This is a genomic window from Methanobacterium petrolearium (assembly GCF_017873625.1).
Lineage (GTDB): Archaea > Methanobacteriota > Methanobacteria > Methanobacteriales > Methanobacteriaceae > Methanobacterium > Methanobacterium petrolearium.
The window spans coordinates 108,066-127,492 of the sequence record NZ_JAGGKL010000005.1; the positions used below are offsets into that span (position 1 = coordinate 108,066).

Here is a 19,427-nt window from a genome sequence, read left to right on the forward strand (position 1 = left end):
ATGATATTGATTATTTAGATTTATCCTTAATTCACTCTCTTTCATACGATATCTGCTTGTTGGGGTTATTCAGTTTTTAATTCAATGGACTTTAGATAAGTTGCTTGTTCAACCTTCGCAGTTTCTCATTTTCATTGTCCAATCCTTTAATCATCTGATAAAGTTTTTGGGATGAGGATATATTTCGTAAAAATGATTATAAAAAAACGGTATTTAGATACTGTCCCAATATTTTAGTTTTCCTCCGCATTCGCATTCATCGGTGAAGTCGTCTGGTGATTCGTCAGGTTGGAGTTTGTAGTAACCATTACATTTATCACAGACTAAATAACCATTATTTACCTTTCTTTTTTTCCTTCTTTTTCCAATGTATTTCAGGTCGCTTTCACGGATTTGAACATAAAAATAGAAAGTGGCCCAAAAGGTGATAAATAAGACAAAGGGGATGCCTTGGATTTCAGATTGATAGTAAATTATGATATAACAAATAATCAACAGTTGGAATATTAAAACAATTCCCATGGCCAGAGAATAATTAACTGTTACTTTGATATTTTTACTCTCACGATACATTTTAAGGTGAGACATACCAGGCGTATAATCAGAAGATGTTTTATTATTTTTGTCCCGATAAAATCCCCAGATAATAGCCATAATTCCTATAAAACTGCCGTATAATTCTAAAGGAGATTTAGAGAATATGAAACTCCATAAACAGACTAGCATTATCACAAAACCTATAGATGTCAACACAACCCTTACCTTATCATCTAACCTCCCCTTCATCTTATCTGATGTTATATTCTCGTTTTCGTGGGATTTCAGGCTTTTTTTATGAATCTGATTAGCTAGGGAAATGCTCATTAATGGTGCAATCATCAGAATAATAAGAAAATCTCCATATAAACGAATCTGACCCATAAAACATAAAGTATAGGCAACAATTAACCATTGGACCACGTTGACAGTGCCCATGGCCACAAAATAAGTAATTGTCTTATTAATTTCAACACCTTGAGTATGAAATCCAATAATAACTACCATCAGACCCATACTAATAAACAACATATCTAAAGGAGATCTGGAATTTAAAAAAATTATTAAAAATCCAATAATTATTCCAATACCAAGAAGAATTGTTACAACCTTTAAAATGCTATTATTTTTATCCATAGTAACATTCCTTGCTTATTCTAGAAAAAAATTATTAGCCGATAATGTTTCCTGGTTTTTCTAGTTGTTTTCTACATTGCTGTTATTGATTGGAAAATAATATTGGCCGTATCCATGATTTGTTGTTTATTTGAATCAGGCCCAAAAACTGAAATTACATATACAGTGTCATTGATTTTAAAATGCATGTTAACATGTACTTCCCTCATGCAAAATGCGTATTCGTCTGTATAAATAATTTTTTTTACAACGACACTGTTAGAGTTAGTTTCAGTAGCACTAGCTAATATTTCACCTGTAGACATATTTTTAACATTTGAAACGAGTCTATCTCTTATTTCCTTGGGGGAAATTGAACTTGTATTTTTAGCTACATATATACTATGTACGCTAAGAGGAACCGTGTTTTCTAGTTTAGCAATTGCTTGCATAGATGAACTAAAATTTGTGTTATTCTCAGATGAATATGTGACATTATCGAAATCAGCAGGATAATTGAAGCTTGAAACACCATCAGAAAACGTTTTAGGTTGGTTCGTAGAAGAACTAGTGCAACCAGACGATAAAACAATTAAAATAATTGTTCCTATGAGTCCCATCTTCAAAATATTGCTGTTTTTCAATTTCAGAAACCTCCAGGCATCAGTTGCATCTTCTAGAACTGCCGAAAACCTATTAATTTGTTGTCTCAATTTTTGGTTATGAACATTCTTTTATTTAATATGTAATCTCATGAAAATAAGTTTATATGATTTTTTTTTAAATTGGTATCTTCCATCTGTTAATCGTCAATAGTACTTCTCAGATGTTCGCCTGATTGTTTCTTAATAGCCTTTCTGGGAGATTTGGAACAGAATAAAAACCTTAGAAAAACAGTTACAAGAACAGAAGGTTTCAGGATAAGATGAACCTTATGAAAAAAATTAAATCTTATCAGCACCCAATTAACAACACTTGATTAATATTATTTTTTCCAGGAGGAAAATCATGGATTACATCATCGAAACCCAGAATATAACCAAAAAATACGATGATTTCACAGCAGTTAATAGTGTGAACCTCAAAATTCCTAAAAATAGTGTTTACGGAGTTTTAGGTCCTAATGGGGCAGGTAAAACCACATTGATATCCATGTTATGCACTATTCTGCATCCTACCAGTGGTTCAGCCAAAGTTAATGGTTATGATATTATCAAAAACCCTAAAGAGGTACGGGAATCTATTGGTATTGTTTTCCAGTCCCGGGCCCTGGATGATATGCTCACTGGACGTGAACACCTGCAAATGCACGCATCACTTTATGGAGTGCCTAAAGATGTGAGAAAAAAGCGTATTGAAGAAATACTGGATCTTATTGCCCTGGGTCAGAAGGCAGATGAATTTGTTAAAACCTATTCTGGGGGGATGAAACGCAGACTGGAAATTGGCAGGGGACTTATACATCATCCTAAAGTTCTTTTTCTGGATGAACCTACCCTGGGGTTGGATCCTCAGACTAGGGAAAGTATCTGGGAATATATTAAGGAATTGAACCAGCATCAGGATGTATCAGTGTTGATGACCACCCATTATATGGAAGAAGCGGATAAACTCTGTGAAAAAGTAGCCATAATTAATCAAGGGGAGATAATCACTTCAAACTCACCTAAAAACTTAAAAAGGGAGCTTAAAGCAGATACTATTACTGTGCATGTGGATAAGTTGGAAGAGTTCACAGGGTTGGTTGAAAACCTGGACTTTGTACAGGAGGTTTACCTCCAAGATTCTGAAATCAAGCTGATGGTGGAGCGTGGTGAGAATCTGGTGGCAGAACTGGTGAATTTTGCCAATAAACATAACATCTTTGTTTACTCCATAGAACTGGAACATCCTAACCTGGAGGATGTTTTCCTCAAATACACCGGTAGAACCATACAGGGGGAAAGATAAAATGGCGGAACTTGAAGGAATTTACACTATATGGCTCAGGGAAAATAAAAGATTCCTCCGTTACCGGTCCCGCTTATTGACTTCAGTGATAACACCACTTTTATGGCTTCTGATATTTGGAACTGGATTGGGTTCTGCCATAAAATTTAGTAGTATTCCTGAAGGGTACCAGGCCTTCCTGTTTCCAGGAATCATAGGACAGACCATTTTATTCACTTCCATATTTTCTGGACTTTCCGTGATACAGGACCGGCAATTTGGGTTTTTGAAGGAGATCCTGGTAGCTCCCATCTCTCGTCCTTCCATTGTACTGGGAAAAGCCATAGGAATCAGTACCACAGTCCTTATTCAGGGTTTCGTGTTATTAATACTCTCTTTTGTGGTTAATGTTCCAATGGACATTATCACTCTCCTGGCATCCATGGTGGTCATAGCTATCATCTCCTTAGGCCTGTCTGGACTGGGTCTTTTAATAGCTTCATTCACGGACAGTATGGAAGGATTTAACCTTATCATGAGCTTCATTGTAATGCCCCTTTTCCTCCTGAGCGGTGCTTTATTCCCGGTTTCAGGATTACCAACCTGGTTACAGACAGCAGTCTACCTGGATCCCCTGACCTATGGTATTGATGCACTTAGGGCAATTATTCTAAATTCATCATCACTGCCACTATATGTGGATATGGTGGTTATAACCTTCTTTGCCCTGGTCATGATCCTGATCTCGGCACTGGTCTTCAGCAAGAAGGAACAGAGTTTAATGTAAAAAAAATGAACAATAATTTATAATTGGGATTTATTTGGAGAATCATCTGTTTTTTTATTCTTATTTTTTAAATAAAACATGTAAAACATTAAAATATCATACTTTGGGAGTTTTAATAATTTATCAGAATATTTTTATAAGTTTTTTCGTCGAAAGTTTTATATAGTCATTTGATCTACCAATAAAAGGTTAAAAAAGTTTATAAGGCACATAACCATCTGTTATTCTTGATTAGTTAATCAAGCGTTATTTTTAACCCTTAATTAGTCTATTAAAGGTGGAACAATGAAAAAAACAATTAAAATGGTAGTTATTGGTGCTGAAAGACTTAAATGGGGTTTTATCTCTTTTTGTTATGATATGATTTCAACATCATCTGTAGATCATAGGTTAAAAATGGATGGTGAGTATTTTTTCATAAGGTTTTTTATAAGGTGATTAAATGCAACTTATCCACAGGTTAAGTAGAAGGGAACTTAAAACCATTCTGCACCATACCGGAAACACCTGTCTACTCCTGGCTGTTGCCATGTTGATCCCACTTATTGTAGCTCTTATTTATCATGAAAATCAATATTTTGTTCCATTTCTTTTATCTGCAGGTATTAGTGCTGTTGCTGGATTAATTCTTGCTAAAATATTCAAAGTTGAAATTAAAATGTCACTGAAAAGTGCCATGGTATTCTCCACCATTATCTGGCTTATTGCAGGTGCACTGGGGGCTTTACCTTACTATATTTCCGGAGAGTTATCTTATCTTAACTCTTACTTTGAGGCCATGTCTGGATTTACAACCACTGGTTTCAGTATGTATTCCAATCTTGATGCAGTTTCCTATACCATACAATTCTGGCGGGCTTTTACCCAGTGGATTGGAGGTCTTGGAATAATATTTCTTCTTTTAGCCCTTTTAAGATCCACTGGTGCTGATGTTTTGCGTCTTTACATTGCAGAAGGCCGGGAAGAAAGATTGGTCCCAAGTATTAAACATTCAACTCGAATTATTGTTTACATGTACGTATCATTTACTTTTATAGCTATAATCCTTTATTATATTGCGGGAATGCCTATTTTTGATTCTGTTTTCCATGGATTCACCACTTTATCCACTGGTGGGTTTGGAATGCACAATGAAAGTCTTCTGTATTATAACAGCGTCTGGATAGAGATTGCAGCCATGATTATAATGATGATTGGTGCTACCAACTATGCCTTACACTACACAGTCCTTAAAGGGAACTGGAAGGAGTATTTCAAAGATATAGAGACCAAAGTTGCTTATATTCTAATTATAATTACCACAATCCTGGTAACGTTCATGCTCTACAACAACCAGGTTTATGGGAATAATTTACTGCTTAACCTGAGGTACAGTCTGTTTCAAATGGTCTCAGCCATCACCACCACTGGACTGCAAACCGCATTTTACCCCAATATACTTAGTAAATGGATTGGGCTGGGCACCTTCCTCATGACCATAATCATGATCATTGGTGCAGGATCCCTATCTACTGGTGGGGGTATCAAATGGTTGAGACTGGGCATACTGCTTAAAGGAATATCATGGCAGGTGACATCATTTATATTGCCTGGTAAGGCTGTTATGGCTAAAAAAATACATCACCTAACTGATTTGCAGATAACTGATGATGTTATAAGGTTAACCGGGGCATTCCTATCAACTTATCTTTTAGTGTACATTGTAAGTGTCATCATTGTTTTGATTTACTATCCTGACATTTCCAGGGTGATATTTGAAGTAGCCTCAGCCCTGAGTAATGTTGGTCTTTCCAGTGGAATAATGACCCCTAACTCACCAGCCTTGGTGAAAATAGTTTTCATAATTGATTTCTGGATGGGCAGATTAGAAATTTGGCCGGTGTTACTTCTGATAGCAATTACGATTAACAATGTTGTGAGGAAGTAAATTAAAAGATTAAAAAAGAAAAAAAGATTTTAATTTTTTTTATTCATTCTGTAAATAATGAAATAAAACCTGCGATTAGCATTGCTATTATTGCAAACCACATTAAGTACCAAGTGAAAATTGGGAATAGTAAGAAAAGGATTAAGAAAATAATAGCAAATCCTACTAGTGATCCACCACTTGCTTGTTGTTTATTGACCATAGTTCCACCTCCTTAAATTAAATAGAAAAATATATGTAAAAAGTGGTTTAATCTCCTCGAATTAAACCACCAATTGCTCCACCTATCCCCATGAATATCATGTTCAAAATAAGAGAGATTATTACCATGGCAATTCCAGTGGCTAATGCTGCTGCAAATCCTGCAAGGCCGCCGAAGATGGTTCCACCAATTATAAGCAGTATTGCAAGAACTATTGATCCGAATGCCCCGGCTATTGTTGCGTTCCACAGTCCTCCAATTACTCCTTCATGTACCCACAATCCAACTATCATTCCACAAAGGAATAGGGCTAAATTCACTCCCCAGTAAGGGTTTATGTAAATTGCAAAAAGATTTGCCAGTATTACAGCTAGTATAAAACCTACAATAACTGGTCCCCACTTAACCATTTTTAATCTCCTTTCAGATCATTTTGCACCAAATCAACACATCATCCAAATAACAAGTTAAACTCTGATTCACTTATAACTTCTTTATCTACCAAGAGTCTGGCTAACTTTTCCAATATTTCCATGGTTTCATCAGTTGAAACATCTTCTTCTGGCGGTGCCACTCTTTCGTTATCCGGTTCATCCTGATTATTACTGTTTTGATTTGCCACGGATTCCATCATCAACATTCTTCTTCTGGTTCTTCTTCTTGCTCCGCCTCTTCCCAGAGGTCCTAAACTAGGCATAATAAAACTCCCATCATGTTATTATTCAGTTATTATTCAATATTCCTCATCAAATTATTTTAATTTCCATTTTTAAACTCTTAAACAGTTTTATCTTCTCTTAACTCTTCTTCTAACCCTTCTTCTAGTTCTCCTCCGGGTCCTTCTACGCTCACCTAACATCTTAAAACCTCCTTAAAGATTTTCAAAGGATTATTTTTCTAAAGTTTCCTCCAATTCTTCTAAAACATCCTGTAATTCATGTTTACAATCCTGAACTATGCAGATAGTGTCTAATAAAACATCTCGAAGTTCATTAGCTATTACTGCACCCCACATCTCATCTAGGTAGTCATAAAGGATTTGCAAATTGTCAGGATTGTCCTTATTATCCTCTACATTCTGTTTAACTAGTTTTACAAATGTTTCTAGTTCAACATCTAATACAAATAGGCTTTCAACAGTAGCAGCAATGCGGGCTTCGATTTCTTGTTGCAATTCTGCTTTTATGAGACCTTCATCTGGTATTTCCAGTTCTCCTAATGGATTCTTTTCCATATTAATCACTCCTTTAACTAATCAAATAGGAACAAGTTTTTTCTAAAAAAGATTCTAAAAAAGATGAAACTTTTTATTTTTTCATCCTTTTGGCTAAATCAAGTTAACCTGCACTTCCATGGGCAATATTTGATTGTTGTTCAATTTCATGGATTTTTTCCTCATCTTCATGGGCATTGGGCTTAAGATCAAAGACCACCTTTTTAACTGTTCCAGTAAATGCATAGGGAGCTTTATCCTCATAATCCCGGTCAACAACCAGGCCATTGTCACGACCTATATCCATACCTGCGTAGGAAGAAAATGTAACAGCAACGGTTTTTGGCATTTTACCGGAACCAATTTCCTTACCATTGGCAAATAGGGTAACATGACCTCCAGTACCAGGTTTAGGTTCATCCGCTTCAAATAACATCTTAATTTTAACGTCACCACTTGGTATTTTCTCCTTGGAAGTCTGCCTATAAGTTTCCACACCAAGCATGGAATAAGTATGGTGTAACAATCCTTCTCCATCCACCCAAAGACCAAAACCTCCGATAAAGTCAGCGTTAGCTACAATAACACCCTCTGCCCCTTCTTCAGGGACTGATAGTTCTGCTTCAATGGCATAAGACCGTCCGTAAATACGGGGCACCATACCACGCTGCACATTTTGCACATCTCCAGCAAAGTTATATCGGGTGATGGTGGGTAATGGGGGGAGTATTCCATAAAAAACAGACAAACCGCCCATCAATGGTAAAACCCGATTTCTTTCGGCTTCTTCCCACCATAAATCTTGCAGTTCTTTGACCTTGTCTGGATTATCTGCTGCAACATCATGAGCTTGTGAAAAGTCTTCAGGAAGGTAATATAACTCCCAGGGTGCATCTTTATCTGGGTCCCAATTACTATCTGGTCCAAATGCTTGGAGTGTTTCTAGTGATAAGTCCCATGGTATTCTGTCTGGTTTTGAAGCTGCCCACCAGCCATCTTTGTAAAGTGCACGACTACCAAACATTTCAAAATACTGGATAGTGTGACGTTCTTCAGCTTCCATATCATCGAAAGTGTAGGCAAAACTGGTTCCATCCGTTGGTTCCTGTTCGATTCCATCCACCATTTTTGGTTCAGGTAATCCTATGGTTTCCAGTATGGTGGGACCTACATCTATAGCATGGGTGAACTGTGGGCGCATCTGGCTATCTGGTTTGATTTTATTGGGCCAGGCTATGACCATGGGATTTCTAGTACCTCCCAAGTGGCTTGCCATTTGTTTACCCCACTGGAAAGGTGTGTTACCGGCGTGAGCCCATGCAGCTGCGTAGTGAGGGGCAGTGTGGATACCACCAATGGCATCAATCCCACCGTACTCTTCAATGAGTTTTAACTGGTCTTCAGCATCCAGTACTATGCCATTAAGGAATGTCATTTCATTAAAGGAGCCAGTTAGTGTGCCTTCCATACTTGCACCGTTATCTCCCCAGATGTAGATGATGAGTGTGTTATCCAGATCTCCCATCTCTTCAATTTCATCTAAAAGCCGTCCAACATTCCAGTCTGCATTTTCAGAGTAACCAGAGTAAACTTCCATTTGCCGAGCATATAATTTCCTTTCATTTTCACTCAGGGAATCCCATGCCGGGAAAAGATCAGGTCGTTCGGTTAATTGGGTATTTTCGGGAACTATCCCAAGTTCTTTCTGACGTTTCAGGGTTTTTTCACGCAGAACATCCCATCCCTCATCAAACTGGCCTTTATATTTATCAGCCCACTGTTTGGCTACATGGTGAGGTGCATGTGCACATCCAGTGGAATAGTACATCATCCATGGTTTATGGGCATCCTGGGCTCTAACTGCATGCAACCATTCCACAGCCTTGTCTGTGATGTCATCAGGGAAGTAATATTGTTCCCCATCTTTGCCCTCGGGTACACCTATTGTTGCATTATCCTGGGTGATTATGGGATCGTACTGTCCTGCTGCACCACTCAAGAAACCCCACCAGTGGTCGAATCCCCATGCCTGGGGCCAGTGATCGAAGGGTCCAGCTGCTCCTTGAACATTATCAGGAGTAAGGTGCCACTTACCGAAACCACCGGTAACATACCCGTTTTCCTTGAGAACACGGGGGAAAGCGGCACAGCTTTTAGGTTTGGCAGCAGTATAGCCAGGGAATGGTCCAGAATATTCTGCAATTGAACCGAAACCTACCCGATGCTGGTTGCGCCCGGTTAACAGACATGCCCTTGTAGGAGAACATACTGCAGTTACATGGAAGCTATTGTATGTGATCCCCATTTCCTGAACACGGCTGAAGTTAGGGGTGTTTATTGGACCTCCAAAGGACCCAATGTTACCAAATCCTGCATCATCAATTAAAATGAGTAAAACGTTGGGAGCATCCTCCGGTGCCTGTGGCCCGGGTATCATGGTCCAGTCTGCAACTGATTCATGTAGTGTGCGACCTGCAGTACCACCAAATTCACGATCAGGAATGGGCAGTACAGTACGATCCGGGTTAAATTTACCTCCTGCCTCAGCAAGTGCATCTTTTAAACCTTTAAGTCCTTTTTTATCAATTGATGCCACAGATTTGGCTGGTGAATCAGTTAATGCTTGTTCAGCGATTAATTTATCTTTTTCTTCCACAATGGTTAAAATGGCTGCTGTGCCTGGCTTTAAATTTTCTCCGAGACCCTTTCCAATACCACTTTCTAATTTTTTCTTGGTAAATTTACCTATAAGGCCTCCTGCAGCAGCACCAACTGCTACTGATGCTAAAAGTGGTGGTGCAGCAAGTCCCACTAAAAGACCAACACTGCCACCCCATCCCAATCCTTTACGGCCGAGACTATCACCAGTTTCCCTAACCCGTAATTTATCATCTTCATTATTCTCAACAATGATCATACCGTCTGTTTTAATCTGTTTATCCTTTGCCAGTTCAGTCAACTGGTCAAAATTATTTTCAGCCTTTTCAATGTCCTGATACGCAGCGACTATGACGATTTTCCCCTTATCATTTATTTCAGTAGTCATTTAATCCCTCCTATATGTTGAGAATTTTATTATAAAATATAATTCCTCCTCTTGATTGAGGATTTTTATGATAAAACGTTTCATAAATAATTATTGGTTTTAAATGTACAATAAAAAATAAGAATTTAAAAAAATATTATTTTTAGTTCATTTGACTTTTCCATGACATTTTTTGAATTTAAGATTGCTTCCGCAAGGGCAAGGGTCGTTACGATTTATTTTTGGAAAAACGTATTTTAAGGTTTCAGGTTCTCCAGCAAGAATAGGCATCACATCGGCAGGTGGTTTGCCTTGTTTAAGTAAGTTGGCCATTATAATCATGGGCCATTTTATATGTTCAAAAAACTGTTTATAACTGGAACAAAGATAATTTAAAGGGATTTCACCATCAGAGTCACAAAAACGATGTTTTGGACAGGCTCCATGACATGCAAAATTCACATCACATGTTAAACATTTTTTAGCAAGCCCATCAAACTTATCCTGTCCAAATTGAACTTGCATAGGTGAATACACCAGTTCTTCCAGAGGAGTTTCCATTATATTACCCAGTAAATGTTCAGGATCAACAAAATGATCACAGGAGTAAACATCTCCATTATGTTCTAGTATGAGGGATGTTCCACATGTTGGGGCAAATAAACATACTGATGAAGGATATTTGACCCATGAGGCCAGAGAAGAGTCAAATATCTGGATGAAAATTTTACCAACGTCTTTTTTGATCCATTCATCAAAAACTGCAGATAAAAATTTTCCATACTGTTCCGCTCTCACAGATTCCTCAGAAACTTTAAATTCTCCATCTGAACCTTTTTCAAATTCCACAATGGGAATGAACTGTATATAATTGGCACTAATATCATCCCTGAAAAACCTGTAAACCTCAAGGGGATGGTCAGCATTCACCCGGTTCACAGTTGCCAATATATTAAATTCCACATTATACTTTTTCATTAACTGTATAGCTCTAATCACTTTCATAAAAGAAGGGTTTCCCTTTTTATCCTTACGGTAAACATCATGAAGTTCTTGAGGGCCATCAATACTTATTCCCACCAAGAAATTATTTTCACTTAGAAATTCACACCATTCATCATCTAAAAGAATTCCATTGGTCTGTATAGTATTAAAAACCTGCATTCCAGGGGTTTTGTATTCTTCTTGATATTTTAAAGCTTTTTTAAAAAAATCAATACCCATAAGAGTGGGTTCACCACCCTGCCACGCGAAAGTAACTTCTGGAATGTTAAGTGCGCGGATATACTGGCGAGTATATTCTTTTAACACATCATCCGACATTCTTAGGGATTGATCAGGATATAAGTCCTTTTTAGGAGTATAAAAACAATATTTGCAGTTTAAATTACAAATTGCACCAGTTGGTTTCGCCATCAAATGGAAGCTCATCAATGAATCCGACTTCATCAAAATATCACCTACCAGATATTTTTTCCATAAATTTTCATTAGATTAATGTTTTATTAATTTTGTTATTCTAATGAATATTCAAGAACTACCAGATCAAATTTGATATTTTGTCAAAGATTCGAAAATATTATTAAGAAATTTGTTATAGTTATATATAACATCATTATAGTTAATTTAGAAGATTATCGGATGGTTTCATGAAAAAAACCAATAAAAAATCACTTGATTCTGAATTGAAGGATTGCCAACCAAAAAATGATGGAAAGGGAGAAATAAGAACATTAAAAATGTCTTTAGAAGACATTGAAAATAAGTTTATCGAAGCTCAATCAATTGCTCATTTTGGTTTTTGGGAACTGGACCCGGAAACATGGGATCCAACCTGGACTGAGGGAGTTTTTAAAGTTTTAGGGTATGATATTGAACAGGGACAGGTTAAATACTACGATCAAAAGAAGGTGGTACATCCTGAAGATTGGAATCTTTTTCACGATACAGTGATATATGTGTTTAAAACCGGAAATGATGCTGAAATCGATTTGAGGATAATAAGGCCGGATGGTAAGAAACGGGTTATCCACATTATTGGCAAACCACTGAAGGATAATAATAACAAAATAATTTCTGTAAGGGGCACAGTACAAGATGTTACTGAAATAAAAGAAATGGAAGCTCGTTTAAGAGAGTCAGAATCATTTTACAGAACTCTGTTTGAAAATACAGGAACTGCAAGTATTATTGTGGATGAAGATAGCACCATCTTAATGGTTAACACCCAGTTTGAAACCCTTTCCGGTTATTCTAAAGAATCAGTAGAAGGTAAAAAAAGCTGGAAAGGTATGGTACTGAAAGAAGATCTGGAAACATTGGAAAAATATCACTCTATGCGTAGAAATGCTATTGGAACACCACCAAGTAGTTATGAGGCTCGTTTTATTGACATAGAAGGAAATATAAAAATCATACGAATTGACGTGGCAATGATTCCTGGAACAAAAAGAACCATAGCTTCGGTTAATGATTTAACTGATCTTAAATTAGCTGAAAAAAGGCTTCAAACAACTTTAAAACGATTTTATACTATTCTTTCCAATTTAGGTGCGAGTATTTTGTTGGTAACAGAAGAAAGGTTGATCGAATTTGCAAATCCTGCATTCTGTGACTATTTTGATCTTAATGAATCTCCAGAGGAATTAACAGGGTTCACTACAGCAAAACTCATTGAAAAGATTAAACCTGTTTATAAATATCCTGATGAGGCAATTAATCGTATTAATGAAATTATCGAAAGATGGGAACCTGTAACTGGTGAAGAAATTCATCTTAACCGTGAAAAAACCTGTTTACGGGATTTTATACCCATATTTGTGGGAAATAAACCTTATGGTAGATTATGGGTGCACGTTGATATTACTGAACGTAAAAAAATGGAAAAGAAACTTGTTGACAGTGAAAGACAATACAAATATATAGTAGAAAAATCAGCTGCTGGAATTTTTATTTTAGATAAAAAGGGAATAATCCAATATTTGAATGAACAAATGTCCGATTTGTTACGATTTTCCAAAAACGAAATATTGGAAAAACATATAAAAAATTTCATAACAGAACAAGTAGAATTTTACAAACCCGAAAATCTGTCCAAAACTAAAGTAATTCGATATGATGGGTTTGAATTTTTAAACAAGACTAACAATAAAGTATGGACAATTTTAACAGTTACACCAATCTATAATGAAAAGATGAATTACACAGGGTTGATTGGGATAGTCACAGATATCGGTTTGCAGAAAGGATTAGAACAAGGATTTTTAGAAAGAGAAACGATTTTAACTGACATTATCTATGATTTAATGGCACTTCTCAATGATATTGTCCTGAAAGAAGAAAGACCAGAACATAATCAAAAAGACATCTTCAAAACATTTGAAAAAATCTTTGAGAACAGTTAATGGGCAAACATTTTTATGGAGAATATAATATAATTAAACAAAAATGTGAGATAATTTCAGGTAGTTTTTATGAATGAATTAAATTTAGAAATTTCAAAGGATCCATTTTTTAATAATTTCATTGAGAATAGAAAGCTCTCCAAATCAACTAAAGCAGTATACATTGGGCGCATTAGGTCATACTGTGATTTCGCCGGTAAAAATCCGTCTGAATTAATTCAAGATGCTCAAAAAAGGAAAGGCATGAAAGTTGATGAACTGGTAAACAGTTACATTGAAGAACTGAAACAAACTGGTAAATCTCCAACCACAATAGTCAACAATTTAGACACCATAAGGGCATTTTACAATGAATTCCAAGTTGGTACAAATCCTATTAAAAACATAACAATTCCAGAAACTAACAAAGGTAGTAACAGTAAGATCATTTCAAGTGATCAAATTAAAGAAGTACTAGAGTTAAGCAATTTAAGGGATAAAGCCATGATACTACTCCATTTATCTTCGGGTATGGAGGCTAGGGAGTTAAGACTTTTAACCTATGGTGATTTTATTAATTCAATTTCAGAGTACATGGATTTAAATCAGGGAGTGTTAAATTTTAGAAAAGTTGCTGATGAACTTTTTAAGATGGATACTCTGGTTGGAACCTGGAAAATCAAAAAAATTAGGACAGGAAGATCTTACGTTACCTTTAATTCTCATGAATCGTCATTAGCCATATTAAATTATTTAATAGACCGTGAAAGAAACAATAAATCTGTTCAATCTTTAGATGATCCCCTTTTTGTAAATTCAAAAAATCAAGCAATAAGTAAATATGCTCATGGTTCAATTTTTAAACGGGCGAATAATAGGGCCGGTTTAGGATATTTAACGGATAAAAGACGGTTTTTTTCTTCTACCATGCTTCGGAAGTATTTCAAAAATCACATGCACCAATCAAATGTTGATGATGAAACAATTGATGCGTTTTTAGGTCAAAATTTAGATGATAACATTGATTATCATTCCGTTGATGAGATCAAAACTCTAAAAACCATATATTTAGAATCAGTTGATGGGTTAACTGTCAGAAGGAAGCCTAAAATCACTGAAACTATAACCAGCAAAGAGTATGAACTTCTTATTAAAAAGCTGGATAAGAAAGATAAGGAACTTAATGAGATTAAAGAACACTTAAAGTATTTAAAACAGCTGATTAATTCTACAAATGTTAAGTAAAAAATTTAACACTTTGTAACTGGGTTTAGGGGTTCTTTTTATTTTTTCCTATTTTTCTCTTTGATTTATTCATAAAATATGAGCTCGTTATAATTTGGGAATGTCATATCAACCTAAAAATACTAATATTAATCGCACATTTAAAACCAATTATTTATATATTATAAAAAGTATTTTATTATGGAGTTAACGTTGTTTCAGCTTGTTAGTGATCCATTTTGTTTACAACCGAAAATGGAGATTTATACTTTCTATGGCAAATTAAAATAATTTTATGAAATAATATTCGTTTTTTGGTACAATGAAGGTGAGATAGATGCTGTCAAACAAAAAAAACTTAGATAAAATGAAGAAAGAAGATAAGGAAACAACAATATATGGAAGCCGATATTTTGCAAAAGGCATTTCAAAATATGTAATGCCTGATGAAGGAATGCCAGCTAGGGCAGCATATCAGCTTATTCATGATGAAATGAATCTTGATGGGAATCCTGCCTTGAATTTAGCAAGTTTTGTAACCACATGGATGGAACCAGAAGCAGAACAGCTTATCAATGAAAGTCTGGATAAAAACTTTGTGGATAATGATGAATACCCTCAAACAGAGGTAATTCAATCAAGAATTATTAATATGTTGGCCAGATTATTCAACGCTCCTGAGGATTGTGAATCTGTTGGAACAGGAACTATTGGTTCTTCTGAAGCCATAATGTTAGCGTTATTAGCTCATAAATGGACTTGGAAAAAGCGTAGACAGGCCGAAGGTAAACCTTATGATAAACCAAACATTGTTATGGGTGCAGATGTTCATACAGTTTGGGAAAAGTTTGCTTTATATTTCGATGTTGAACTAAAACTTATACCTCTAAAAGAGGACATCTATGTAATATCCGCTGAAGATGTTGCTGCTGAAGTAGATGAAAACACCATAGCAGTAGGAGCAGTAGTAGGAACCACATTCACTGGTCAAATGGATCCTGTAAAAGAAATTAACGATGCTTTACTTAAAATTAAGGAAGAAAAAGGATGGGACATTCCTATGCATGTTGATGGTGCAAGTGGGGGTTTTATAGTTCCTTTCTTATATCCTGACATGGAATGGGATTTTAGACTGGAACAAGTAAGGTCCATAAATGTTTCAGGCCACAAATATGGCCTTGTTTATCCTGGAATTGGATGGTTAGTATTCAAAGATAAAACTGACATTCCAGAAGAATTGGTATTTGATATAAACTATCTGGGTGGATCAATGCCCAATTATTCTTTAAACTTTTCGAAAGGTAGTAGCACCATAATAGCCCAATATTATAATTTTATTCGTCTTGGATATGATGGATATAAGAGTATAATGGAAAATATGTCAGAAAACGCTAAATATCTATCAAAAAAACTTAAGGAAACAGGTAAATTTGAAATCATAAACAAGAACACAACGTTTCCATTGGTTGCCCTTACTTTAAAAAACTCAAACTTCACCACTTACCAGCTTTCAGATAAACTTAGAGAAAGAGGATGGATAATACCTGCTTACACACTTCCGCCAAATGCAGAAGACGTCACTGTTTTAAGAATGGTTATCAAAGAGACATTTAGTAGAGATATGGTCAACATGCTTTTTGATGATATAATGAATGTCTGTGAAAAACTGGAAGAGTCATTTGAAGAAGAACACAGGAAAGAGGATCACTCTCTATTATATTAAATCAAATTATTTGGAAGAATGAGGTAAAATAATGAAAAAAATAATGGGAATTATACCTGTTGTTTTAGTTTTAGTAGTCCTCGCATCTGGATGTACCAGTAGCAGTAACAACACCTCAAATCAGAGCAGTTCAAATGTGACTTTGCAGATTTATTCCAACAGTACCTGGATTGGTGATTATGGGTACAAAAATGGAGATATGCAGATAAACGGAACAGGAAATGCTAAATACAATTTAGGCCCTAATCCTGGAACTGTTACAGTTTCCTTAGAAAATAATGGTACTGGAACTTTAACTGTACAGCTGCTACAAGGTGGAAATGTAATTCAAACACAAAGCACATCTGATAATCAGGGAGTTGTGAATATAAACAAAGAATTCTAATTTTTTTATTTTTTAAATTGTACATTTATAACAAATTAATATATATACTTGAATCTTAATATTAGGTTAAATAGTGTATAGGGATTGTTTGATAACATATGAGGAGGTTAAGAAAAATGGCTGAAGGAAATAATGTATTAATGGGTATATTAGCTATTATTTTAGGTATTTTAGTAATTGCATTCCCTCTGTTCAGTGTGTTTACAGTAAGTATACTGGCTGGGCTGGCAATAATCTTTGTGGGTATTTGGCTCCTGGCACAGAGCTTTGGAACCTGGAGTGCAAGTAAGGGTGCCAGTATTGCCTATCTAATTCTAGGGATTATAGGTATTATTGTAGGAATTGGTTTATTTGGAAATATTCTAGCATTCAGTGCTTTTGCAAGTTTCTTACTATACTTTGCCGGACTTTTCATGATAATCGCAGGTATAATGTCATTCTTTGTTAAAGAAGGAGCATATGGTAAAGGATCAGGTGCTATGGGCATAATATTAGGTATATTATATTTAATACTAGCCGCGTATGCCTGGGACCCTTATTACCTTGCGTTACTTATTGGTATCTGGTTAATAATCGATGGAATAGCATTGTTCTTTATTAAACCAGCAGACATAATTGTAAATGAAGAAAATTAGTTAAAAAAAAATCAAATCATACAATCCCTATTTTTTTTAAAGTTATGTTATATCTTCAAGTATTAAGTCAACGAATAACGATTTGAATTTAACGATTATTTTTATTTTTAAATTCCTCTATTATTTCATGGATATGAGTATTAGGCTTTAAATGCTCGAAATAATTTTCAAAACCAGCATTGCGAATGAAATCCCTCACCTGTCCTGAAGCATGGGCGATTTTAACTTCAATACCCTCACTTATAATTTCTTCGCACAGTTCTTTTAGCATGTCAGCACCAGTAACATCTATTATTGGTGATGATTTGAAATCCAGTATGAGAAGATCCACTTTACTATCCTGATTTTCAATCAAACTCATTATAGATTCTTTAATGTTTTCTGCACTGGCGAATATGTGATATCCATCTACTCTAACCACCAAAATACCTGGTATTTGTTTATTTTCAGGGTGACGTTCTAGATCACTAAACTTTTCAGAATGGGGGATACGTCCTAAAACAACTATTTTTGGATTATAAATACGTTCTAATAAATCTATGAATGCAATTATAATTCCGATCAGGATTCCTTGAAGGATCCCCAATGTTAAAACACTCAAAAATGTAATTATGGCTATATAAAATTCTCTTTTGTTTAGTCTGTATATTCGAAGTAGATCTTTATAATCCACAAGGCCAATAATTGCCACCAGCACTATGGATGCCAGGATGGGTTGGGGAAGATTGAATAACCATCCGGAAAGATATAATATGACGATGAGTATTATTAATGCACTGATAGCTCCTGCAAATGGTGTTTTTGCACCACTTTCATCATTTTCCAGGCTTCTGGACATACTAGCCCCTATAGGAAATCCTTGACTTAATCCTGCCGCAATATTACATGTTCCCAGGGCCACCAGCTCCTGATCAGGATCTATAGGATCGTGATGCTTAACCGAAAACATTCTAGCAAGGCCCATACCTTCCACATAGGTTATCAAAAAACAGGCAAAAGCAAGGGGGATAACTGTAGAAATATCAGTAGCAATATTGGGAACACCAAAGGTAGGCAACTGGGCTGATATCTGTCCCAGTACAGTCACACCCATATCAGTCAAATTAGTGACTGACATTAAAATAATGGAGAAAACTATTAAAAGTAGAGCTCCCGGCACTTTTTTAAATCGGTAACGAATAATTAAGAGGAATATTATTCCTCCCATGCCAATTAGAAATGAGGGAAGATTAAACTGATAAAAATTGGAAACAATAAAAAATATGCGATCAAAAAACCCTCCACTTGCTCCATGGATGCCAAATAATTTGGGTAACTGACTGACAGCTATATAAAAACCAACACCTGCAAGAAAACCCTTCAAAACAGGTTTAGAAATTACCTTCACTAAGAAACCCATTTTCAAAATCCGGGCAATTAAAGCTATTACTCCAGTTAAAATAGCAGTTACTGCAGCCAGAGCAGCATATTCTGTAAAACTGGAAAGTGCAAGACCACCAATTGTTGACCCCACCAAAATAGCCACATCTGAAGTGGGTCCCATAGAAAGCTGTTTAGACGTCCCGAATAATAAATAAACTCCCAATCCTATCATGGCTGCATATAAACCTGTTTCTGGGGGTAAACCCACTAAAGAAGCATATGCAATTGCTTCAGGAATGGTAAATGCACCTAACGTGATTCCTGCTATAATATCTGGTTTTAACCAGTTTCTATCATATTTAGTCCCCCATTTAAGTATGGGTAATAAAGACGTGACATTTTTGAAATTATATTTCAATATTTTCACCAGGAAATTTTTAGTCACAATTCTCTTTAAACTTTTGATATAAATGGATAAAT

At 35.7% G+C, this 19,427-nt stretch carries 18 protein-coding genes; 9 read left to right on the top strand and 9 right to left on the bottom strand.

Annotation, left to right across the window (positions count from 1 at the left end):
* Positions 1-213 precede the first annotated feature (213 nt).
* Positions 214-1,044 (bottom strand): hypothetical protein, encoded by an 831-nt coding sequence (locus J2743_RS05965; RefSeq protein WP_209625663.1) that lies wholly within the window; start codon positions 1,042-1,044, stop codon positions 214-216.
* 200 nt (positions 1,045-1,244) lie between these two features.
* A complete protein-coding gene (locus J2743_RS05970) occupies positions 1,245-1,796 on the bottom strand; it encodes a hypothetical protein (RefSeq protein ID WP_209625664.1) in 552 nt (183 codons plus the stop codon).
* A 364-nt stretch (positions 1,797-2,160) separates the two neighbouring features.
* On the opposite strand from J2743_RS05970, the gene J2743_RS05975 reads away from it, so the two are divergent.
* The 4 genes from J2743_RS05975 to J2743_RS05990 all read left to right on the top strand — a co-directional run bounded on the left by J2743_RS05975 (position 2,161) and on the right by J2743_RS05990 (position 5,795).
* Complete coding sequence (locus J2743_RS05975; RefSeq protein WP_209625665.1) at positions 2,161-3,102, top strand: ATP-binding cassette domain-containing protein; 942 nt, start codon at positions 2,161-2,163, stop codon at positions 3,100-3,102.
* Between the two features lies 1 nt (position 3,103).
* Positions 3,104-3,868, top strand: coding sequence for an ABC transporter permease (locus J2743_RS05980; RefSeq protein WP_209625666.1), 765 nt, complete (start codon positions 3,104-3,106; stop codon positions 3,866-3,868).
* A gap of 285 nt (positions 3,869-4,153) precedes the next feature.
* Positions 4,154-4,306: a hypothetical protein gene (locus J2743_RS05985; RefSeq protein WP_209625667.1), complete on the top strand. Its 153-nt coding sequence runs from the start codon at positions 4,154-4,156 to the stop codon at positions 4,304-4,306.
* A 4-nt stretch (positions 4,307-4,310) separates the two neighbouring features.
* Positions 4,311-5,795, top strand: a complete 1,485-nt coding sequence (locus J2743_RS05990) for a TrkH family potassium uptake protein (RefSeq protein ID WP_209625668.1) — start codon at positions 4,311-4,313, stop codon at positions 5,793-5,795.
* 43 nt (positions 5,796-5,838) lie between these two features.
* Here the strand turns inward: J2743_RS05990 and J2743_RS05995 are convergent, their stop codons facing one another.
* The 6 genes from J2743_RS05995 to J2743_RS06020 all read right to left on the bottom strand — a co-directional run bounded on the left by J2743_RS05995 (position 5,839) and on the right by J2743_RS06020 (position 11,684).
* Positions 5,839-5,997 (bottom strand): hypothetical protein, encoded by a 159-nt coding sequence (locus J2743_RS05995; protein ID WP_209625669.1) that lies wholly within the window; start codon positions 5,995-5,997, stop codon positions 5,839-5,841.
* Positions 5,998-6,044: 47 nt separating this feature from the next.
* Positions 6,045-6,407 carry a DUF5518 domain-containing protein gene (locus J2743_RS06000; RefSeq protein WP_209625670.1) on the bottom strand — a complete coding sequence of 121 codons (363 nt, stop codon included), beginning with the start codon at positions 6,405-6,407 and terminating at the stop codon, positions 6,045-6,047.
* Between the two features lie 41 nt (positions 6,408-6,448).
* Positions 6,449-6,694 (bottom strand): hypothetical protein, encoded by a 246-nt coding sequence (locus J2743_RS06005; protein ID WP_209625671.1) that lies wholly within the window; start codon positions 6,692-6,694, stop codon positions 6,449-6,451.
* A gap of 192 nt (positions 6,695-6,886) precedes the next feature.
* Positions 6,887-7,231: a hypothetical protein gene (locus J2743_RS06010; protein WP_209625672.1), complete on the bottom strand. Its 345-nt coding sequence runs from the start codon at positions 7,229-7,231 to the stop codon at positions 6,887-6,889.
* Between the two features lie 103 nt (positions 7,232-7,334).
* On the bottom strand, positions 7,335-10,256 hold the full coding sequence (locus J2743_RS06015) for an arylsulfatase (RefSeq protein ID WP_209625673.1): 2,922 nt from the start codon (positions 10,254-10,256) through the stop codon (positions 7,335-7,337).
* 147 nt (positions 10,257-10,403) lie between these two features.
* Entirely contained in the window at positions 10,404-11,684 is a 1,281-nt protein-coding gene (locus J2743_RS06020; RefSeq protein ID WP_209625674.1) for an anaerobic sulfatase maturase, read from the bottom strand.
* Between the two features lie 200 nt (positions 11,685-11,884).
* On the opposite strand from J2743_RS06020, the gene J2743_RS06025 reads away from it, so the two are divergent.
* The 5 genes from J2743_RS06025 to J2743_RS06045 all read left to right on the top strand — a co-directional run bounded on the left by J2743_RS06025 (position 11,885) and on the right by J2743_RS06045 (position 17,585).
* Positions 11,885-13,639: a PAS domain-containing protein gene (locus tag J2743_RS06025; protein WP_209625675.1), complete on the top strand. Its 1,755-nt coding sequence runs from the start codon at positions 11,885-11,887 to the stop codon at positions 13,637-13,639.
* 69 nt (positions 13,640-13,708) lie between these two features.
* Entirely contained in the window at positions 13,709-14,863 is a 1,155-nt protein-coding gene (locus J2743_RS06030) for a tyrosine-type recombinase/integrase (RefSeq protein WP_209625676.1), read from the top strand.
* A 316-nt stretch (positions 14,864-15,179) separates the two neighbouring features.
* A complete protein-coding gene (gene gad, locus J2743_RS06035; RefSeq protein WP_209625677.1) occupies positions 15,180-16,565 on the top strand; it encodes a glutamate decarboxylase in 1,386 nt (461 codons plus the stop codon).
* Positions 16,566-16,596: 31 nt separating this feature from the next.
* Positions 16,597-16,950, top strand: a complete 354-nt coding sequence (locus J2743_RS06040; RefSeq protein ID WP_209625678.1) for a hypothetical protein — start codon at positions 16,597-16,599, stop codon at positions 16,948-16,950.
* Positions 16,951-17,048: 98 nt separating this feature from the next.
* Entirely contained in the window at positions 17,049-17,585 is a 537-nt protein-coding gene (locus J2743_RS06045; RefSeq protein WP_342451635.1) for a DUF308 domain-containing protein, read from the top strand.
* Between the two features lie 88 nt (positions 17,586-17,673).
* Here the strand turns inward: J2743_RS06045 and J2743_RS06050 are convergent, their stop codons facing one another.
* Positions 17,674-19,365 carry a SulP family inorganic anion transporter gene (locus J2743_RS06050; protein WP_245248093.1) on the bottom strand — a complete coding sequence of 564 codons (1,692 nt, stop codon included), beginning with the start codon at positions 19,363-19,365 and terminating at the stop codon, positions 17,674-17,676.
* Between the last annotated feature and the right edge of the window lie 62 nt (positions 19,366-19,427).

Coding starts and splice junctions, on each gene's coding strand:
- J2743_RS05985 (WP_209625667.1), top strand. CDS start 4,154: ATGAAAAAAACAATTAAAATGGTAGTTATTGGTGCTGAAAGACTTAAA.
- J2743_RS06010 (WP_209625672.1), bottom strand. CDS start 7,231: ATGGAAAAGAATCCATTAGGAGAACTGGAAATACCAGATGAAGGTCTC.
- J2743_RS06030 (WP_209625676.1), top strand. CDS start 13,709: ATGAATGAATTAAATTTAGAAATTTCAAAGGATCCATTTTTTAATAAT.
- J2743_RS06005 (WP_209625671.1), bottom strand. CDS start 6,694: ATGCCTAGTTTAGGACCTCTGGGAAGAGGCGGAGCAAGAAGAAGAACC.
- J2743_RS06000 (WP_209625670.1), bottom strand. CDS start 6,407: ATGGTTAAGTGGGGACCAGTTATTGTAGGTTTTATACTAGCTGTAATA.
- J2743_RS06020 (WP_209625674.1), bottom strand. CDS start 11,684: ATGAAGTCGGATTCATTGATGAGCTTCCATTTGATGGCGAAACCAACT.
- gad (WP_209625677.1), top strand. CDS start 15,180: ATGCTGTCAAACAAAAAAAACTTAGATAAAATGAAGAAAGAAGATAAG.
- J2743_RS05980 (WP_209625666.1), top strand. CDS start 3,104: ATGGCGGAACTTGAAGGAATTTACACTATATGGCTCAGGGAAAATAAA.
- J2743_RS05975 (WP_209625665.1), top strand. CDS start 2,161: ATGGATTACATCATCGAAACCCAGAATATAACCAAAAAATACGATGAT.
- J2743_RS06040 (WP_209625678.1), top strand. CDS start 16,597: ATGAAAAAAATAATGGGAATTATACCTGTTGTTTTAGTTTTAGTAGTC.
- J2743_RS05995 (WP_209625669.1), bottom strand. CDS start 5,997: ATGGTCAATAAACAACAAGCAAGTGGTGGATCACTAGTAGGATTTGCT.
- J2743_RS06015 (WP_209625673.1), bottom strand. CDS start 10,256: ATGACTACTGAAATAAATGATAAGGGGAAAATCGTCATAGTCGCTGCG.
- J2743_RS05965 (WP_209625663.1), bottom strand. CDS start 1,044: ATGGTAGTTATTATTGGATTTCATACTCAAGGTGTTGAAATTAATAAG.
- J2743_RS06025 (WP_209625675.1), top strand. CDS start 11,885: ATGAAAAAAACCAATAAAAAATCACTTGATTCTGAATTGAAGGATTGC.
- J2743_RS06045 (WP_342451635.1), top strand. CDS start 17,049: ATGAGGAGGTTAAGAAAAATGGCTGAAGGAAATAATGTATTAATGGGT.
- J2743_RS05990 (WP_209625668.1), top strand. CDS start 4,311: ATGCAACTTATCCACAGGTTAAGTAGAAGGGAACTTAAAACCATTCTG.